At 60.2% G+C, this 19,097-nt stretch carries 14 protein-coding genes; 13 read left to right on the top strand and 1 reads right to left on the bottom strand.

Translation table 11 applies throughout. The features are described 5' to 3' along the window. Nucleotides 1–3 precede the first annotated feature (3 nt). Genes GPK89_RS13685 through GPK89_RS13695 form a run of 3 tightly spaced genes read left to right on the top strand, consistent with a single transcriptional unit; the run spans nt 4 to nt 4,224 of the window. Nucleotides 4–1,878 carry a glycosyltransferase family 2 protein gene (locus GPK89_RS13685; protein WP_215693938.1) on the top strand — a complete coding sequence of 625 codons (1,875 nt, stop codon included), beginning with the start codon at nt 4–6 and terminating at the stop codon, nt 1,876–1,878. Further along, nucleotides 1,878–2,402, top strand: coding sequence for a transposase (locus GPK89_RS13690; protein WP_252261670.1), 525 nt, complete (start codon nt 1,878–1,880; stop codon nt 2,400–2,402). Before GPK89_RS13685 ends, GPK89_RS13690 begins: the two co-directional genes overlap by 1 nt. After that, on the top strand, nt 2,392–4,224 hold the full coding sequence (locus GPK89_RS13695; RefSeq protein WP_215693942.1) for a glycosyltransferase family 2 protein: 1,833 nt from the start codon (nt 2,392–2,394) through the stop codon (nt 4,222–4,224). Before GPK89_RS13690 ends, GPK89_RS13695 begins: the two co-directional genes overlap by 11 nt. A gap of 209 nt (nt 4,225–4,433) precedes the next feature. Here GPK89_RS13695 and epsC read toward each other — a convergent pair whose 3' ends face one another. Further along, on the bottom strand, nt 4,434–5,084 hold the full coding sequence (gene epsC, locus GPK89_RS13700) for a serine O-acetyltransferase EpsC (RefSeq protein ID WP_215693944.1): 651 nt from the start codon (nt 5,082–5,084) through the stop codon (nt 4,434–4,436). Between the two features lie 474 nt (nt 5,085–5,558). Between epsC and GPK89_RS13705 the strand changes: the two genes are divergently transcribed. The 10 genes from GPK89_RS13705 (at nt 5,559) to GPK89_RS13750 (ending at nt 19,087) form a co-directional block, all read left to right on the top strand. Next, the gene (locus tag GPK89_RS13705; protein WP_215693946.1) at nt 5,559–6,749 is read left to right on the top strand and encodes a dihydroorotase; all 1,191 of its coding nucleotides are present in this window, start codon (nt 5,559–5,561) and stop codon (nt 6,747–6,749) included. Nucleotides 6,750–6,927: 178 nt separating this feature from the next. Further along, nucleotides 6,928–7,791, top strand: coding sequence for an orotidine-5'-phosphate decarboxylase (gene pyrF, locus GPK89_RS13710; RefSeq protein ID WP_215693948.1), 864 nt, complete (start codon nt 6,928–6,930; stop codon nt 7,789–7,791). Next, nucleotides 7,772–8,542, top strand: coding sequence for a dihydroorotate dehydrogenase electron transfer subunit (locus GPK89_RS13715; protein WP_215693950.1), 771 nt, complete (start codon nt 7,772–7,774; stop codon nt 8,540–8,542). The genes pyrF and GPK89_RS13715 overlap by 20 nt, the downstream gene beginning before the upstream one ends. Further along, entirely contained in the window at nt 8,542–9,447 is a 906-nt protein-coding gene (locus tag GPK89_RS13720; RefSeq protein WP_215693953.1) for a dihydroorotate dehydrogenase, read from the top strand. The genes GPK89_RS13715 and GPK89_RS13720 overlap by 1 nt, the downstream gene beginning before the upstream one ends. A gap of 230 nt (nt 9,448–9,677) precedes the next feature. Beyond that, nucleotides 9,678–10,274 (top strand): orotate phosphoribosyltransferase, encoded by a 597-nt coding sequence (pyrE, locus tag GPK89_RS13725; RefSeq protein ID WP_215693955.1) that lies wholly within the window; start codon nt 9,678–9,680, stop codon nt 10,272–10,274. A 118-nt stretch (nt 10,275–10,392) separates the two neighbouring features. After that, on the top strand, nt 10,393–11,523 hold the full coding sequence (gene carA / locus GPK89_RS13730; RefSeq protein WP_215693957.1) for a glutamine-hydrolyzing carbamoyl-phosphate synthase small subunit: 1,131 nt from the start codon (nt 10,393–10,395) through the stop codon (nt 11,521–11,523). Continuing rightward, nucleotides 11,516–14,755: a carbamoyl-phosphate synthase large subunit gene (carB, locus tag GPK89_RS13735; RefSeq protein WP_215693959.1), complete on the top strand. Its 3,240-nt coding sequence runs from the start codon at nt 11,516–11,518 to the stop codon at nt 14,753–14,755. The genes carA and carB overlap by 8 nt, the downstream gene beginning before the upstream one ends. A 142-nt stretch (nt 14,756–14,897) precedes the next feature. Then, nucleotides 14,898–15,914 (top strand): LacI family DNA-binding transcriptional regulator, encoded by a 1,017-nt coding sequence (locus GPK89_RS13740; RefSeq protein WP_215693961.1) that lies wholly within the window; start codon nt 14,898–14,900, stop codon nt 15,912–15,914. A gap of 292 nt (nt 15,915–16,206) precedes the next feature. After that, nucleotides 16,207–17,604 (top strand): PTS transporter subunit EIIC, encoded by a 1,398-nt coding sequence (locus GPK89_RS13745; protein ID WP_215693963.1) that lies wholly within the window; start codon nt 16,207–16,209, stop codon nt 17,602–17,604. Between the two features lie 82 nt (nt 17,605–17,686). Continuing rightward, nucleotides 17,687–19,087 carry a glycoside hydrolase family 32 protein gene (locus tag GPK89_RS13750; RefSeq protein WP_215693965.1) on the top strand — a complete coding sequence of 467 codons (1,401 nt, stop codon included), beginning with the start codon at nt 17,687–17,689 and terminating at the stop codon, nt 19,085–19,087. Nucleotides 19,088–19,097 lie beyond the last annotated feature (10 nt).

Consider the following 19,097-nt stretch of genomic DNA (forward strand, 5'->3'; position numbering starts at 1 on the left):
ACGATGCCCGAAAATGCAAAACCGAACAACGAGCGCCCCGCCGACCTTGCCGTACAGGACAGCGTGGGCGGCATGGCGCGGCGGCTTTTGAATCCCGCCCACCTGCGGGATCTGGCCGGGCGCAGTGTGCGCACCTTGCGGGAGCAAGGGGCCGAGCAGCTGTGGCGCGACGTGAAATTTCGCGTCGGTCTGGCCATGCACCACGACGACTGGCGGCATCGGGCAGATATCCCGCTGCGCCGGGAGCTGAAAGCCCAACGCGCTGCACATTTGCAGGGGCCGAAGGTCAGCATCATCGTCCCGTTGTACAACACGCCGCCGAAATTTTTTGACGAAATGCTGCAAAGTGTCGTCAAACAGACCTACACGAACTGGGAATTGGTGCTGGTGGACGCCAGCGACGCCGACAAGCGGCTGGAAAGCCGCCTGCCCAAGGCCGTGCCCGGCACCATCGTCTATGAACCGATTGAGAACGGCGGCATTGCGGCCAACACGACCCGTGGGTTCGAGCTGGCCACCGGCGATTTTGTTGCCCTGCTGGACCACGACGACGTACTGTATTTAAACGCACTGTTCGAGGTTGTACAGACCATCCAAAACACCGGTGCAGATTTTGTGTACAGTGATGAAATTGTCCTCTCCGCCGATTTGAAGGAGCTGGGCGGCTACCACTTCAAGCCCGACTTTGCGCCGGACTACCTGCGCGGGGTCAACTTCATTACCCATCTGGCCGTGTTCAGCCGCCCGCTGCTGGATGCCGCCGGGGCCTATGAATCGAAAGAGTTTGACGGCGCACAGGACCACGATTTGATTCTGCGCCTGACTGAAAAAGCCCAGCACATCGAGCATATCAAGAAAGTACTCTACATCTGGCGCGGCCATGCAGGCTCAACGGCAGCCGGCATGGAGGCCAAGCCCTACGCCATCGCGGCGGGGGAGCGGGCCATCGACGCGCAGCTCGAACGTCTCAGCCTGCCGGGGCACGCCATGGCGGTGCCCGATGCACCCGGCGCGTTCCAGGTCAAGTACGAGCTGACCGGCCACCCGAAAATCAGCGTGCTGATTCCCAACAAGGACCACACCGACGACCTGGACCGCTGTCTGACAAGTCTGTACAAAAACGCCGGGTATGACAATTTTGAGGCCATCGTCATCGAGAACAACTCCACTGACCCGGCGACATTTGCCTACTATAAAACGCTGCATGACCGGTTCCCGACCTGCAGGGTCGTGACGTTTGAGGGGAAAGGCCCGTTCAATTTCTCGGCTATCAACAACTTTGGCGCGACGTTTGCCGAGGGTGAGCACCTGCTGCTGCTGAACAATGATATCGAGATTTTGTCACCCGACTTTTTGCGCGAACTGCTGAGCTACAGCCAGCGGCCCGATGTGGGCGCGGTGGGCGCAAAGCTCTACTACCCCGACGACACGATCCAGCACGCGGGCGTGCTCATGGGCATCAACGGCAGCGCGGGCCACAGCCACAAGAGTTACCCCCGCACGGCCGTCGGCGATATGTACCGCCTGGTCACGACGCAGGATTACATGGCCGTGACCGGTGCCTGCCTGATGACGAAAACCGCACTCTACCGTGCATTTGGCGGTCTGGACGAGGAAAAGTTCGCCGTTGCCTACAACGACGTGGACTACTGCCTGAAGTTGTGGCAGAAAGGCCTTTTGAACGTCTACACGCCCCGCGCCGAGGCCTACCATTACGAGAGCAAGAGCCGAGGCCTGGACACCCTGAGCGAGAACGCCCGCCGATACGAGCGCGAGAAAGCGAATTTCTACGCAAAATATAAACAGTATATCGACAATTACGACCCTTATTACAACCCACATTTCAACAATCTGTTTGAAAATTTCGGGTTGAAGTGATGAAGCCAAAACGGAAAATCAACCGCCTTACGGAGTACGATTACGCACAGAACGGCGCGTATTTCATCACGATTTGCACGCACGAACGACAGAGGATTTTGTGGGAAAATGATACGTTCACGGAAGCCGAGAATGTAGGGGCGAGCATTGCTCGCCCGCAGCACCCACCCGCGTTGTCCAAAGCAGGAAAAGTTGTAGAGCGGTGTATTTGGGAAATCCCAAAACAGTATCCGCATATCTCGTTAGAAAAGTACGCCATAATGCCAAACCATGTTCATTTGTTGTTGTTAATCCAGAATGGGCCGGGCGGGCGACCAATGGTCGCCCCTACAATCTCTACCGTTATACAGCAATTTAAAGGTGTCGTTTCCAAGCGGCTTTCCCGCCCCATCTGGCAAAAATCTTTCCATGACCATGTTGTACGCACCGAACATGGCTACGCACAAATTTGGCAGTATATCGACACGAACCCCCGCCTCTGGCACAAAGATTGCTTTTATGAGGAGCCACCCCATGAGCCTTGAGACAAAACGCATCAAAGAGCTGTTCGGCTATGCGCGGACCCTGACGAAAGAACAGGGCGTCGGCGTCATGGCCGGGCGGGCCGTCGGCTTTTTTAAACGGCGGTTCTTCGGCAAAAAGGCGCGGTACCTGCCCGCAAAACAGACATTAGACGTTCAGCGTGCCGACCCGGCCGCTAAGACCTGGCCCACCATCAGCATCCTGACGCCGCTGTACAACACGCCACCGCAGTTTTTGCAGCAGTTTTTGAACAGCGTGCAGGCCCAGACCGCGCCGAACTGGCAGCTGGTGCTGGTGGATGCCAGCGATGACGCCCACCCCGACGTTGCCAAAACCGTGCAGGCCCGCGCCGCGCAGGACAAGCGCATTGTCTACGCCAAAATTGAGAATAAGGGCATCGCCGCCAACACAAACGAGGCCGCCAAGCTCGCCACCGGGGACTACCTGGCCCTGGCCGACCACGACGATATGCTGGCCCCCCACGCCGTCTACTGCATGGGCAAGGCCCTGGCCGAAAGCGGTGCAGCCTTCGCGTACAGCGACGAGGCCCTGTTTGAAAAAACGCCCGAGCATCCCCGCGTCGGCCACTTCAAGCCCGACTACGCGCCCGAGTACCTGATGGCGGTCAACTACATCTGCCACCTGGCTGTCTTCAAAAAATCGCTGTTCAATGCCGTCGGCGGCGAACGACCCACGTGCGACGGTGCGCAGGATCACGACTTATTCCTGCGCCTCATCGATGAAATGCAGCGCACTGACCCCGCAGCCAAGCCGCTGCACATCCCGCAGGTGCTGTACTATTGGCGCGTGCATGCGGCATCCACCAGCGGCGGCACGGCGGCTAAGCCCTATGTCGAGCAGGCCGCGCAGCGCGCCGTCGCCGACCACCTCGCTGCCACCGGGCGGCAGGGCAGGGTGGAGGCCGGGCGCTTCCCCGGCACCTGCCACGTCGTCTGGGACATCCCGGAGCCGCAGCCCCTCGTGTCTATTTTGATCCCCAACAAAGATCACACCGACGATCTGGAAAAATGCCTGCACAGCATCTACGCCAAGACGACCTATGAAAATTTTGAGGTCATCGTCATTGAGAACAACTCCACCGACCCCGCCACAACGGCCTACTACAAAAAGCTGCCCGACCGCTACGACCGCGCCCGGGTCGTGACCTACAAGGGCGGGTTCAATTTCAGCCGCATCAACAATTTTGGCCGCAAGTACGCTGCGGGCAAGTATCTGTTGCTGCTGAACAACGACGTCGAGGTCATCAACGGCGACTGGCTCACCCAGATGGTGGGCGAGTGCAGCCAGCCCGGCGTCGGCATCTGCGGCGCGATGCTCTACTACCCCGACGACACGATCCAGCACGCGGGCATCATCACCGGGCTGGGCGGCTACGCGGGCCACAGCCACAAGTACCACAAGCGCGGCGGCAGCGGGTATATGTTCCGCCTGGCCACCGTGCAGGATTTTTCGGCCGTGACGGCCGCCTGCCTGCTGGTGCGCACCGCCGTTTATGACGAAGTGCACGGCCTGGACGAGGAGTTCACCGTCGCCTACAACGACGTGGACTTCTGCCTGCGGGTGCGGGATGCCGGCTACCGCATCGTCTGGACGCCCTATGCCGAGCTTTACCATTATGAGAGCAAGAGCCGCGGCTCGGACGAGAACGACCCGGCCAAAAAAGCTCGTTTTGACGCCGAGCACGACCGCCTGTATGCCGTACACGGCAGGGACAACATCCTGCACGACCCCTATTACAGCCCATCACTGTCTCTGGACTATGAAGATTTCCGTGAGAGCGGAGATTTGCGGAATTTGAAATGAGTTGATTGCCTTCCCCCGTGGGGGAAGGTGCCCGAGGCCCCGACCGAGGGCGGATGAGGGGCGGGTTTGCCCTATTGCCCGTCAGTGGGAAATTCCCGGTAAGTTTGCCCCTCATCAGTCAGCGGGCGGGGCCGCTGACAGCTTCCCCCCTCTGGGGAAGCCATACTGACAAAAAACGCACGCCGTAAATTTCACGGCGTGCGTTTTTATTATTCTTTTTTATCCGGCGGGAACTCGCCCTGCTTTTCGGCCTCTAAGCGGCTCAGGCGGGCTTCCAGTTCGGAGATACGCTGGTTGACGATATCCGGCAGATCCTGCTGATCCAGGTCGTCCGCCGGAACGCACTTGACGCTGCCGACCCGCACGACCTCGGCGGGGACGCCGACGGCGGTGGCGTTGGCGGGCAGGTTTTTCAACACCACACTGCCCGCGCCGACGCGGACGTTATCGCCGATATAAACCGGGCCCAGCACCTTGGCCCCCGCGCCGATCAGGACGTTGTTGCCCAGCGTCGGGTGGCGCTTGCCAGTATCCTTGCCGGTGCCGCCCAGGGTCACACCGTGGTAGATCGTGCAGTTGTCGCCGATTTCCGCCGTTTCGCCAAAGACGATGCCCATGCCGTGGTCGATAAAGAGCTTGCGGCCGATTTTGGCGCCGGGGTGAATTTCAATGCCGGTCAGGTGGCGTGCCAGCTGGCTGACGAACCGCGCCAGAAAGAAACACTTATGGTTGTACAAAAAATGCGCAATCTTGTGCGTGACCAACACATGAAAGCCGGGATACAGGATAATAACCTCCGCCACATTGCGCGCGGCGGGGTCTTTATCGCGGATATTTTTTGCATCTTCCCAAAGGCCCATAGTTCATTCCTCTTAACTTCACCATAATAATTTATAGTATAGCATATTTTTGTGCCGGGTGCAATGCTTGCAAAAAATCGCGCTGCACGGTATACTGAACCCAAACCACACAAAAACGAGGGGGGGTGCTGTAAGGTTGGCCGCATCGGCACACGCTGTAAATACACTTTTATCAATTTGTACAAAAGTCGGCGCAAAAATTCAGGAAATCCCTACTTTCGCAATCCGGGCGTTTGCATTGACACTGCCGCGTGTGCATGGTACAATAAGTAAAACCCATGTAAAAATGACGGGAAGGAGCTTGCCAGAATGATGATGCAGTTTGTTTCTTGCTTCAAAATTCACGGTGCAGTGTTTTTTCCTGCTGTTGATTTGAGTGTGACTTTTTGACTTTTCCCTTTTGGGAAAAGTTTTTTTTTGCCCAAATCCCCTAGGGGCCTTTGGGCAAAAGGAAATGGTAAGGAGGTTCCCACCATGCTGATCCGCAACGCAAAGAACAGCGCCGGCAAACCTGTTGAGGTCTGGCTGCGCGACGGCAAGATCGCCGCTGTCGGCCTGGGGCTGCTTGTCCCGGAAGGGGAGACGGTGCTCGACGCCAAGGGCCGTACCGTGCTGCCTGCCTTCATCGACACCCACTGCCACTGGCGCACCCCCGGCTTTGAGTATAAAGAGGATATCTCCACCGGCTCTGCCGCCGCAGCAGCGGGCGGGTATACCTTCGTGAACCTGATGCCCAACACCAAGCCTGTCTGCTCTTCCGCCGAAATTGCCCACGCCGTCGAGGCTGAGGCCGCCCGCGTGGGGCTGTGCGACGCAAACCAGACCGTCTCCATCACGAAAGATTTTGACGGCAAAACGCTGGATCATCTGCTGACCCTGCCCGAGGATGTCAAATTCATCACCGAGGATGGCAACGGTGTCATGAACAATGCCGTCATGGCCCGCGCCTTTGCGATCGCCACCGAGCGCGGCCTAACCATCATGTCCCACGCCGAGGACCGCGAGATCAGCCCATGGGACTACCGCCTGGCTGAGAACATCGAGACGGTGCGCAACTGCCACCTGGCCGAATATTACGGCACGCGGCTGCATATGTGCCACGTCTCCACGAAGGAATCCGTGGACGCCGTGCGGATGAGCCGGATGAAGGGTGCGCGGGTCAGCTGCGAGGTCACGCCCCATCACCTGTGGTTTGACGACAGCCGCCTGACCTACCGCGTCAATCCGCCCATCCGCAAGGCGGACGACGTGAACGCACTGATTGACGCCATCAAGGACGGCACCGTAACCTGCATCGGCACCGACCATGCTCCCCACACCGCCGAAGAAAAGGAGAAGGGAGCCGCCGGTATGGTGGGCCTGGAAACCGCGTTCGGCGTCTGCTACACCAAGCTCTGCCGCGAGCAGCGCATCCCGCTGGAAATGCTCAGCTTTTTGATGAGCGCAGGCCCCGCCGCCGTGCTGGGCCTGGCCGACCACAAGGGCCTGCTGGAACCGGGCTACGACGCCGATGTCGTGCTGGTGGATATCGACCATATGTATGAAGTCCACGCCGACGAGCTGCACAGCAAGAGCAAGAACTGCCCTTATGACGGTGCGCTGCTCTACGGCAAGGTCGTAACAACGATCAAAGGCGGAAAGGTTACGTTCCAGATTGAAGAGTAACGCCACTTCACGCACAAAACACCCGTAGGGGCGCATTCCCTATGCGCCCGTGCAAGGCTGCCGCTGGCACAGCCCCGCGGGCGGATATAGAATCCGCCCCTACGATTTCCAACATTATATACATTATATTGCAGAGCCACAAAGCCACAATTTGTATACATCAAACGGAGGAATCAGCATGCTTACCAACATGGACAAACTGTACGAGAGCGTTGCCGCGAACGGCCCTGTCTGCGTGGGGCTGGATACCGAAATCAGCTACCTGCCCACCACCGACACCGCCAGGACGGCAGGGGAGAATGTCGTCGCGTTTAACCGCGCCCTGATTGACGCCACCAAGGGCGTGGCGGGCTGCTACAAAGTGCAGATCGCCTACTACGAGTCCCTGGGCCTGGACGGTATGCGCGCCTACGCCGAAACGCTGAAAATGGCCCGCGCCACCGGCCTGCCGGTCATTGCCGATATCAAGCGCGGTGACATTGCCAAGACTGCTGAAATGTACGCCAAGGCGCACTTTACCGGCGATTTTGAGGCCGATATCATCACACTGGCCCCCTACATGGGCCTGGATTCCATCAGCCCTTATCTGCCGTACTGCGCCGAGCAGGGCAAGGGCGTGTTCGTCCTCTGCCGCACCTCCAACCCCGGCGCGAAGGATTTTGAGTACAAAAAGCTGGACGATGGCCGCCACGTCTATGACCTCGTCGGCGACAGTCTGACCGCCCTGGGCAAGGACTACATGGGTGAGCACGGCTATTCCAGCATCGGCCTGGTCATTGGCGGTACCCACACCGAGGAAGCTACTGCCATCCGCGCGGCCTACAAGGACACCTTCTTCCTGATCCCCGGCTACGGTGCGCAGGGCGGCAAGGCGGCCGACATTGCCCAGTACCTGACCAAGGGCAACGGCGGCGTCGTCAATTCCAGCCGCGGCATCCTGCTGGCCTACAAGAAACAGCCCGGCGTCGCCTTTGACGAGGCCGCCTACAACGAGTGCGTGCGCATGCGGGAGGATATCCAAGGTGAATGCAACAAGCTGTAATTTAACGGTCCTGCGTCAGGAAGTTGTCGCTTCCGATATCATGCGCCTGGTCGTGCAGTGGCAGGATCCCAGCCGCGAACCCCATGCGGGCCAGTTTTATATGCTGCGCGCCTGGGCAGCGGACGCCACGCCGATTTTGTCCCGCCCCATCAGCGTGGACGATTTTGATAACCAGACCGGCGCACTGACCTTTTTGTATCAGGTCAAGGGCGAGGGCACCCGCAAGCTGGCTGCGCTGCAGGCTGGCAATGCCCTGACCGTGACAGGCCCCTGCGGTAACGGCTTTGACACCGCCGCGCTGGCCGCCAGCCACAAGCGCATTGCCGTCGTGGGCGGCGGCATCGGCACCGCGCCGCTGCTGCTGCTCTGCAAGGAGCTGTGCCGCGCGGGCGTGCGGCCCGACCTCTACGTCGGCTTCCGCGACGCCAGCTATGGCATGGAGAGCTTTGTGCCCTGGTGCCACACTATCCACCTGGCCACCGACTCCGGCAGCGAGGGCCACCACGGCCTGGTAACGGACCTGCTGGACGTGCGCAACTATGACATTGTGCTGACCTGCGGCCCCATGGTCATGATGCGCGGCGTGGCCAAGCTCTGCGCCGACGCGGGTGTGCCCTGCCTGGCCAGCCTTGAAAAGAAGATGGCCTGCGGTCTGGGTGCCTGCCTGGGCTGCACCTGCCACACGAAAATCGGCCCGGTCACGGTCTGCAAGGACGGCCCGGTCTTTAGCGCACAGGAGGTGTTTGACTGATGGCAGATCTTCACGTTGATTTCCTCGGCAAGCGCCTGGCCGGGCCGGTCGTCGCGGCCAGCGGCACCTTCGGCTTCGGCCCCGAGTACGCGGGCATCGAGGATTTGCGGGTGCTGGGCGGTATCTCCGGTAAGGGGCTGACCCTGCACGGCCAGCCCGGTAACGAGGGCGAGCGCCTGTACGAGACGCCCTCCGGCCTGATGAACTCCATCGGCCTGCAAAACCCCGGCGTACAACACTTTATCGACCACGAGCTGCCCGCCATGCGCCAGTGCGGCACTACCGTCTGGGCCAACCTGGGCGGCCACACCATCGACGAGAACGTCGAGGGCGTCATGATGCTCTGCGCTGCGGGCGTGGATTTCATTGAACTGAACATCAGCTGCCCGAATGTCAAGCAGGGTGGTCTGGCGTTCGGCATCCGCGCGGCGGATGCAAGCGAGGTCGTTTCTGCGGTGCGCAAAGTCTGCAATGTGCCGCTCATCGTCAAATTGAGCCCCCAGGCCGAGAGCATCCCCGAGATGTGCAAGGCCGTCGAGGCTGCAGGCGCGGACGCCATCAGCCTGTGCAACACCTTCCAGGCCTGCGCCATCGATCTGGAAAAGCGCCGCCCGGTGTTCAACAACACCTTCGCGGGCCTGTCCGGCCCGGCGGTGCGGCCGATTGCCCTGCGCATGGTCTGGCAGGCCGTGGGGGCCGTCAGCATCCCGGTCGTGGGGCTGGGCGGCATCCTGACCGGCAGGGACGCGCTGGAGTTCATCATGGCCGGTGCGGCCGCCGTGCAGGTGGGCACCGCGAATTTCCTGGACCCGAAAGCCTGCACCCGCATCACGAGCGAGATCAACCAATGGATGGACGCTCACGGCGTCAAGACGCTGGAGGAGATCCGCGGCTGCGCAAGATAAAAGCCTTCCCCCTAGGGGGAAGGTGGCCGAAGGCCGGATGAGGGGCATGCTTGCACCGCCGCCCCTTCACGGGCAGCAACGGCAAGGTCGCCCCTCATCAGTCGGCGGTCAGGGCCGCCGACAGCTTCCCCTTAAGTGGGAAGCTGTCACCAAGATAAGCATTCATGTATCTTGCATTTTTATACAGAATATGCTACTATAAGTTGAATAACATACAGGAGGAACAAACTATGGCACGCGAAGCTCTGGACGTTTTGAAAGAATGTGAAGCATTTTTGGAGGGGCACTTCCTGCTGTCCTCCGGCCGTCACTCCGGCGCATACTGCCAGATGGCCTTTTTGCAGCAGTACCCGGACAAGGCCGCTGAGGTCATGGCCCCGGTCGCCGAGAAGCTCAAGGAACTGAACATTGACGTTGTAGTCGGCCCCGCCATGGGCGGCATTGTCTACGCCTACGAGCTGGGCCGTCAGATGGGCAAGCGCGCCATCTTCACCGAGCGCGTTGACAATGTCATGACCCTCAAGCGTTTCCGCATCCATCCGGGCGAGCGCTGCGTCATCGCCGAGGACGTTGTGACCACCGGTGTTTCCAGCCTGGAAACCAAGCGTGTCATCGAGGAAAACGGCGGCATCTGCGTGGGCATCGCATGCGTAGTGGACCGCACCCGCGCCGAGGCACCGTCCCCGATCCCCATTGTGGCAAGTGCGCTCAAGCTCGACCTGCCCAACTATGCCCCCGAGGAATGCCCCATCTGCAAGGAGGGCAAGCTGCCGCTGGTGCACCTGGGCAGTCGCAAGATGAAGGAAGCTGCGAAGCAGACTTTGTAAGCAGAGAAATGAGAAGTAAAGAAGAGATAAGAGGGCTTCCTGAATTTACTCTTTTCTCTCTTACCTCTTCTCTTGCACACGTTTACTTTATAGATAACAAAAACGAGAGGCTTACACTATGCAGGCATATCTGATATTGGCCAATGGCCGGGTGTTCCGCGGGGTCAGCGTGGGCTGCCCCGGCACCACCATCGGCGAGGTCGTTTTCGCCACCGGTATGGTCGGCTTTGAGGAAACGCTGACTGACCCCAGCTACTACGGCCAGATCATCACCCAGACCTATCCGCTCATCGGCAACTACGGCATGAACAGCGAGGATACTGAGAGCGGCAAGATTTGGGCCAAGGGCTACATTGTGCGCGAGGCGTGCAAGACCCCTTCCAACTTCCGCAGCGAGGAAACGCTGGATTCCTTCTTGAAGAAAAACGGCATCATCGGCATTGAGGGCATCGACACCCGCAGCCTGACCCGCACCCTGCGGGAGAGCGGCGTCATGAACGGTGCCATCACCACCGAGTTTGACCCTGACGCCGAGCCGGAGAAGAAGGCCGCGCTGCTGCCCGAGATTGCCGCTTATGCCGTCGTCAACGCCGTCAAGACCGTCACCTGCCGCGAGGCCAAGACCTATGAGCCGACCCAGGCAGGGGAGTGGGGCGACACGCCTCTGCACGTTGCACTGTTGGATCTGGGCTGCAAGAACAACATCGTGCGCTGTCTGCAAAAGCGCGGCTGCCGCGTGACCGTGCTGCCCGGCACGGCCACCGCCGCCGAACTGGCTAAACTTAACCCCGACGGCCTGATGCTCTCCAACGGCCCCGGCGACCCGGCGGAGAATGTGGAAATCATTGCAAACATCCGCGAAATGCTGAACACCGGCATCCCGACCTTCGGTATCTGCCTGGGCCACCAGCTCACCGCGCTGGCCGCGGGCGCTAAGACCTGCAAGCTGAAATACGGTCACCGCGGTGCCAACCAGCCGGTCAGCCACATCAGCAAGAGCCGTACCTTCATCACGAGCCAGAACCACGGCTACGCGGTGGAGGACGAGACACTGTCCAAGGACGTAGGCCAGATGAGCTACTTCAACGCCAACGACGGCACCTGCGAGGGTGTTGACTACTTTAAATGGAACTGCTTCACCGTGCAGTTCCATCCCGAGGCCAACGGCGGCCCCAAGGATACCGAGTTCCTGTTTGACGAGTTTGTCAGCCGTATGCTGGCTGCGAAAGGAGTGATCGACAATGCCTAAAGACCCGCGTATCAAAAAGGTGCTGGTCATCGGTTCCGGCCCCATCATTATCGGTCAGGCGGCGGAGTTCGACTACTCCGGTACCCAGGCCTGCCGTGCGCTGAAATCCGAGGGCGTCGAGACGGTGTTGGTCAACTCCAACCCCGCTACCATCATGACCGACCCTGACATCGCCGACCATGTATATATTGAGCCGCTGACCGCCGAGGTCGTCGAGCGCATCATTGAAAAAGAAAAACCCGACGCCATCTTGCCTAACCTGGGAGGCCAGATGGGCCTGAACCTCTCCATGGAGTTGGCCCGCAGCGGTTTCCTGGACCGCAGCGGTGTCCGCCTGCTGGCCTGCAAGCCCGACACCATCGATCGCGCCGAGGATCGCCAGCTGTTCAAGGACACGATGGAAAAGCTGCACCAGCCCATCATCCCCTCCAAAGTCGTGGAGGATCTGGACGACGCACTGGACTTTGCCGAGGTCATCGGCTACCCGGTCATCGTGCGCCCTGCTTTTACCATGGGCGGCACCGGCGGCGGCATCTGCGAGGACCGCGAGAAGCTGCATGAAATCGCCACCAACGGTCTGCGCCTGTCTCCGATCCACCAAATCCTCGTAGAGAAGTGCATTTCCGGCTGGAAGGAAATCGAGTACGAGGTCATGCGTGACTCCAAGGGCAACGTTATCACCGTCTGCAACATGGAGAACCTGGATCCCGTCGGCATCCACACCGGTGACTCCATCGTCGTGGCCCCCAGCCAGACCCTCTCCGATAAAGAGTACCAGATGCTGCGCACCGCCGCGCTGGATATCATCACCGAACTGGGCATCGAGGGCGGCTGCAACTGCCAGTTTGCCCTGAAGCCGGACAGCTTTGAGTATGCGGTCATCGAGGTCAACCCCCGCGTGTCCCGCTCCTCCGCGCTGGCATCCAAGGCTACCGGCTATCCCATCGCCAAGGTCGCTACGAAGATCGCCCTTGGCTATACGCTGGACGAAATCACCAACGACGTTACCGGCGAGACCTGCGCCTGCTTTGAGCCGGCCCTCGACTACGTTGTCGTCAAATACCCGAAGTGGCCGTTTGACAAGTTCGTCTATGCGGACAAGTCTCTGGGCACCCAAATGATGGCCACCGGCGAGGTCATGGCCATCGGCAACAATTTCGAGCACGCCATGATGAAGGCCGTCTCCTCCACTGAGCTGGGCCTTGACACGATGACGCTGCCCGACTTTGAAAAGCTGACCACCGAGGAAGTCATTGAACACCTGCACGTGCAGGACTCCGAGCGCGCCTTCTGCGTCTACGAAGCCCTCAAGCGCGGCGTGCCACATGATGTGATTTATGACATCACCAAGATCGACTGGTGGTTCCTGGACAAATTGCAGCACCTGGCCGACATTGAAATGGGCCTGAAAACCGGCGAACTGACGACGGAAAAATATCTGAACGCGAAGAGGTTCGGTTTCCTGGATAAGACCATCAAACGCCTGGCGGGCGTGGACACCCTGCCCGAAGCGCCGAAGGCCGCCTTCAAGATGGTCGACACCTGCGCCGCGGAATTTTCCGCCAAGACGCCGTATTTCTACTCCACCTACGACGAGGATAACGAGGCCAAGCAGTTTATCGCCGAGCGCAGCGACCCCAACAAGAAGAAGGTGCTCGTTTTCGGCTCCGGCCCCATCCGCATCGGTCAGGGCATCGAGTTCGACTACTGCTCGGTCCACGCGGTCTGGACGCTGAAGCAGCACGGCTGCGAGGCGATCCTGGTCAACAACAACCCCGAGACGGTCTCCACCGACTTTGACACCGGCGACCGCCTCTACTTTGACCCGCTGAACCCCGAGAGTGTTGACCACATCATCGAGACCGAGAAGCCGGACGGCTGCCTTGTCCAGTTCGGCGGCCAGACTGCCATCAAGCTGGCCAAGCACATGGACGAGATCGGCCTGCCGATTCTCGGCACCCCTGCCGATGCCATCGACGAGGCCGAGGACCGCGAACGCTTTGACGAGCTGCTCGAGCGCTGCGGCATCCCCCGCCCGGAGGGCCGCACCGTCTTTACGCTGGACGAGGCTTTGCAGGCGGCGCAGGAGGTCGGCTACCCAGTCCTGATGCGTCCGTCCTATGTTCTGGGTGGCCAGAACATGATCGTGGCCTACAATTCCAGCGACGTTATCGAGTACATGGGCGTCATCACGAAGCACGTTGACATGAGTCACCCGGTCCTGATGGACAAGTACATCCTGGGTACCGAGTGCGAGGTCGACGCCATCTGCGACGGCACGGATTACCTCGTGCCCGGCATCATGCAGCAGGTCGAGCGTACCGGCGTTCACTCCGGCGACTCCATCTGCGTCTACCCGCCCACGACCTTCAGCCAGAAGGTCATTGACACGCTGGTCGACTACACCGGCCGCTTTGCCCGCGAGCTGAAGGTCGTGGGCCTGGTCAACGTGCAGTACGCCGTGCAGAATGACCGCGTCTACGTCATCGAGGTCAACCCGCGTTCCTCCCGCACCGTGCCCTATATCTCCAAAGTCACCGGTGTGCCGATGGTCGATCTGGCCGTGCGCTGCACCTTGGGCGAAAAGCTCAAGGATATGGGCTACGGCACCGGTCTGTGGCGCAATGGGCAGAGTCCCTACTACGCCGTCAAGGTGCCTGTGTACAGTTTCCTGAAGCTGCACGGCGTTGACACGATGCTGGGCCCCGAGATGAAGTCCACCGGTGAGGTGCTGGGCATCGCCCCCACCTTCCACGAGGCCATGATGAAGGGCCTGGTGGCGGCTGGCTACCAGTTCAAGGTGCCCGGCCCCGGCTCCTGCGTCATTATCTCGGTCAAGGACAGCGACAAAGCTGAAGCTGCCAAGCTGGCCTGGAAGCTGCACGACTACGGCTATAAGATTTACGGCACACCCGGCACAGCCAAGTACTTGAACGGCGAGATGATACCCTGCAGTGTCGTCCGCCAGATGAGCGGCGCACGCCCCAACGTGCTGGATCTGCTGGAAAGCGGCCTGGTGGATTACATCATCTCCACCAGCCCCCATGGCCGCGACCCGCACCGCGACTCGGTCAAGTTCCGCCGCAAGGCCACCGAGCTGTCCATCCCGACCATCACGGCCATGGACACCGCCAGCGTGCTGGTGGACGCCCTGCGCGGCGACCACGATATCAGCCAGATGGAGCTGGTGGATATCGCGAATTTGCACCGCGAAGCGGCAAATGGGAAATAACAAATAGCTTGAACGCCTGTACCTGTAAAAGAGGTGCAGGCGTTTTGTTGTGGATTGCTATTATAGGGCGGTTGCAGGGGTTTACAATTCCATAGAAACGAACTATACTGAAATCAATATCATATCATTGGGGGCATCCTATATGAATATCACGGAATTTGCGGCCTATGCGGGGGTATCCAAGGCGGCGGTCAGCCGGTATTTCAACAACGGCTACCTGAGCGCCGACAAGCGCGCAGCCATTGAAAAGGCCGTGGCCGAGACCGGCTACCGCCCAAGTATGCAGGCGCAGATGATGCGCACCCGCCGTACCCGGCAGATCGGCGTCATTATGCCCAAGCTCAGCAGTGAGAGCTGCGCCCGCATGGTGGAGGGCATCAGCCGCGTGCTGGACGAACAGGGCTACCAACTGCTGCTGGTCAACACAGCCAACGAGAACGAGCGCGAGGTCAAAGCGCTGGACACGCTGCGGCACGACGCCGTGGACGGCATTATCCTCATCGCCACCATCTTCACGCCGGAGCACCAAGCCGTACTGGACAGTCTGAAAATCCCGGTCGTCATTCTGGGCCAGCAGTACGGCGGCTATTCCAGCGTGTATCACGACGATTTCGGTGCAGCCCGCGCCGCCACTGCGCATATGCTGGAAAAAGGCCGCCGCGCACCGGGGTTCCTGGGGGCCACCATGCTGGACAAGTCCGTCGGCCAGGCCCGCCGGGCCGGGTTCGAGGCCGCACTGTGGGACGCCGGGCTGGTACCGCGCCCCCAGCGGGTCAGCGTGGCGCGGTTCAACATGGAGTCCGGCTACCAGCAGGCGCAGCAGCTTTTGGAACGCGACCCCGGCATCAACTGCCTGTTCTGCGCCACCGACACCATTGCCATCGGTGCGCTGCAATACTGCCGCAGCCATGGCCTGCGCGTGCCAGAGGACATCATGATCGCCGCCGTGGGCGACAGCCGTGCGGGCCGTGTTGCCTATGTGCCGCTGACCAGCGTCCACCTGCACTATCGCACGGCAGGGGACAAGGCCGCCCGCCTGCTGTTGGAAATGCTGGCCGACCCCCACACCAAACCCCGCGACCTGCAACTAAGCTGGGAGCTGAAATGCCGGGCGTCTACCGGGGATGAAAATGCCGACGAGAATGTTTGGGCGCTGTAGCGTTCCGACCCGCTGCCATGCAGGGGCTGGGTATGCCCGGCCCGCAGCTTTCCCACAAGCGGGCATCTGCCGCAAAGCTGCGGGCCGCCCATGGACGTTCCCTACAACTCAGCACCCATAAATTTGTGCATTTTGCCTTACTTCCATGTGAAACTGTGTGAAATCGATAACACATGCTTTGTAGATTGTTGCAACCCGCGAATAGAAATTCCGCACAACATCGCTTATAATAAAATCATCAAATGAAATTGATTTCACAGTCCTCTACACCATCACAAGAAGGAGAGTCATTATGGATTACAAACACGCGGCACAGCAAGTTCTGGATGCCATCGGCGGCGCATCCAACATCGTATCCGCAGCCCACTGCGCGACCCGCCTGCGCCTAGTCATCGCCGACAACAGCAAGGTCAACAAGAAAGCCCTCGAAAATGCCGAGGGTGCCAAGGGCGTTTTTGAGGCACAGGGGCAATTACAAATCATCTTCGGCACCGGCGCCGTGAACAAAGTCTACGACGAGTTCACCGCGCTGGCGGACATCACCGGCGCAACGAAAGAGGAAGTCAAGCAGGCTGCGGCCGCCAAAGCGCCGTGGTACCAGCGGGCCATCAAGACCCTGGGTGACATCTTTGTGCCCATCATCCCGGCCATCGTGGCGTCGGGCTTCCTCATGGGCATCATGGAAGCGCTGAACTTCATGGTCAACAACGGCTTCCTCAACATCGATACCTCCGGCTCGGTCTACGTCTTTGCACAGATTTTTTCCAACACCGCCTACACTTTCCTGCCCATCCTGATTGCCTATTCTGCCGCGAAAGTCTTCGGCGGCAACCCTTACCTGGGCGCGGTCATCGGCATGATCATGATCCACCCCAACCTGCAAAACGCCTGGACCGTCGCGTCCCAGGGCGTGCAGACCTATCAGCCGGTGTTCGGCGGGTTGTACTCCATCCCGCTGGTGGGCTACCAGGGCCACGTCATCCCGGTCGTCATTGCAGTCTGGGTCATGTCGCAGATTGAAAAGCGGCTGCACAAGGTCGTGCCTGCCATGTTTGACCTGTTTGTCACCCCGCTGGTTTCCGTTTTCGTCACCGGCTATCTGACGCTGGCCGTCATCGGCCCCATCTTCACCACCATTGAGGACGGCATCATCAACGGCGTGCAGGCCCTCATCCAGCTGCCCTTCGGCATCGGTTCCTTCATCATGGGCGGTCTGTATGCCGTCACCGTCGTGGCCGGCATTCACCATATGTACACGATCATTGACCTCGGCCAGCTATCCAAGTTCGGCTACACATACTGGCTGCCGCTGGCCAGCGCCGCCAACGTGGCCCAGGGCGGTGCAGCCCTGGCCGTCGCCCTCAAGAGCAAGGATCAGAAGGTCAAATCCATGGCACTGCCCTCCGCCATGTCTGCCTGCATGGGCATCACTGAGCCTGCCATCTTCGGCGTCAACCTGCGCTACTTTAAGCCCTTCCTGGGCGGCCTGGCGGGCGGTGCCTGCGGTGCTCTCTACGCCAGCATTGTGGGCCTGGGTGCCACCGGCACCGGCGTGACCGGCATCTTCGGTATCCTGCTGCATCTTCATATGCCCTTGCAGTACATCATCATGATGGCGATTTCCTTCGGCGTCGCCTTCGCCGTGACCTGGGTGATTTGGAAGCCGGAGGATGTGAGGGAACAAGCATAAAATTTATTTAGACCGCATCCTTGTAGGGGTCGATGCAAACATCCGCCCCTACAATCTCTATTCAAACAAATGAGGTAATACCATGAACGCCTTACAGCGTGACTTGAAAAAACTGGTTCCCCTGGTGGAATCCTTGGGTGCGGAGAAAGCCGCCAGCGACCCCCACCGCCAGAAATTCCACATCCAGCCGATGGTGGGCTGGCTCAACGACCCCAACGGCCTGTGCAAGATTGGCGATACCTACCACGCTTTCTTCCAGTACGGTCCCTTCGATGTGAACGGTGGCGTCAAACACTGGGGGCATGTCACCAGCCGTGACCTGCTCCACTGGGACTACCAGCCCACGATGCTTTACCCCGATGAGCCGTTCGACTGCCACGGCGTCTACTCCGGCTCAGCCCTCGTCGAGGACGGCACGATGTACCTGTACTACACCGGCAACGTCAAGTACCCCGGGGCGTTTGACTACATCAAACAAGGGCGCGGCCACAATGTCTGCCTGGCTGTCAGCCGCGATGGGCTGCACATCGACAGCAAGCAGTGCCTTATGTATAACAAGGACTATCCCGCCGGGCTGACCTGCCATGTGCGCGACCCCAAAGTCTTTGCCTGCGAGGGCCGCTATTACATGGTGCTGGGTGCCCGCACGGTCGAGGACAGGGGAGAGGTGCTTGTCTTGGAAAGCGAGGACAAGTATACCTGGCGACACACCAACACGCTGACCACGCCCGAGCCCTTCGGCTTTATGTGGGAGTGCCCCGATTTGTTCCAGCTGGACGGCCAGTGGTTCCTGGCCGTGTCCCCCCAAGGCATCGAGTGCCAGAACGTCTACGGCTGCGGATACTTCCCGATCTACGGCGACTGGCGCAGGGACTGCATCCTCGGCGATTTCTACCACGCGGATTTTGGCTTCGACTACTACGCGCCCCAGAGCTTTACCGACGAGACGGGCCGCCGCATTCAAATCGGCTGGATGGGTATGCCCGACGCCGCCTATGGCAACGCCGCCACCGTGGCCTACGGCTGGCAGCACTGCATGACGATTCCCCGGGTGCTGACCCGGGACAATGCCGGGCACATCCTGCAGAACCCGGTGTCCGAGCTGGCCGCCCGCCGCGGGGCCGCTGTGACCGCCACAGACGGTGCAGAGCAGGCCGTGGATGCCTGCTTCGACCTGGTTGCTGCCCCTGGCGGGGACTTCTCTCTGGGCTTTGACGGCGGGCTGACGCTGGCTTACAGTGACGCCGACCGCACCTGCTGCCTGACCTTTACCGACGCCGCCATGTCCGGCGGCCGCACGAGCCGCTGTGTGGTGCTGGATGCGCCATGCCGCCGTCTACGGGTGGTGGGGGATGCGTCCTCGCTGGAAATTTTCCTCAACGACGGCGCGGCCGTTCTGTCCACCCGGTACTACCCCGCCGGGGGCCAGGTCACACTGCGGCCCGCCAACTTTACCGCCGCAGTCTACCCGCTGAATCTGTAAGGAGGTCCGC

It is taken from the genome of Gemmiger formicilis, assembly GCF_018784445.1.
GTDB lineage: Bacteria > Bacillota > Clostridia > Oscillospirales > Ruminococcaceae > Gemmiger.

What these genes read in the sequence shown, in the direction of transcription:
- GPK89_RS13685 (WP_215693938.1), top strand. Translation starts at nt 4, where the DNA reads ATGCCCGAAAATGCAAAACCGAACAACGAGCGCCCCGCCGACCTTGCC.
- GPK89_RS13690 (WP_252261670.1), top strand. Translation starts at nt 1,878, where the DNA reads ATGAAGCCAAAACGGAAAATCAACCGCCTTACGGAGTACGATTACGCA.
- GPK89_RS13695 (WP_215693942.1), top strand. Translation starts at nt 2,392, where the DNA reads ATGAGCCTTGAGACAAAACGCATCAAAGAGCTGTTCGGCTATGCGCGG.
- epsC (WP_215693944.1), bottom strand. Translation starts at nt 5,084, where the DNA reads ATGGGCCTTTGGGAAGATGCAAAAAATATCCGCGATAAAGACCCCGCC.
- GPK89_RS13705 (WP_215693946.1), top strand. Translation starts at nt 5,559, where the DNA reads ATGCTGATCCGCAACGCAAAGAACAGCGCCGGCAAACCTGTTGAGGTC.
- pyrF (WP_215693948.1), top strand. Translation starts at nt 6,928, where the DNA reads ATGCTTACCAACATGGACAAACTGTACGAGAGCGTTGCCGCGAACGGC.
- GPK89_RS13720 (WP_215693953.1), top strand. Translation starts at nt 8,542, where the DNA reads ATGGCAGATCTTCACGTTGATTTCCTCGGCAAGCGCCTGGCCGGGCCG.
- pyrE (WP_215693955.1), top strand. Translation starts at nt 9,678, where the DNA reads ATGGCACGCGAAGCTCTGGACGTTTTGAAAGAATGTGAAGCATTTTTG.
- carA (WP_215693957.1), top strand. Translation starts at nt 10,393, where the DNA reads ATGCAGGCATATCTGATATTGGCCAATGGCCGGGTGTTCCGCGGGGTC.
- carB (WP_215693959.1), top strand. Translation starts at nt 11,516, where the DNA reads ATGCCTAAAGACCCGCGTATCAAAAAGGTGCTGGTCATCGGTTCCGGC.
- GPK89_RS13740 (WP_215693961.1), top strand. Translation starts at nt 14,898, where the DNA reads ATGAATATCACGGAATTTGCGGCCTATGCGGGGGTATCCAAGGCGGCG.
- GPK89_RS13745 (WP_215693963.1), top strand. Translation starts at nt 16,207, where the DNA reads ATGGATTACAAACACGCGGCACAGCAAGTTCTGGATGCCATCGGCGGC.
- GPK89_RS13750 (WP_215693965.1), top strand. Translation starts at nt 17,687, where the DNA reads ATGAACGCCTTACAGCGTGACTTGAAAAAACTGGTTCCCCTGGTGGAA.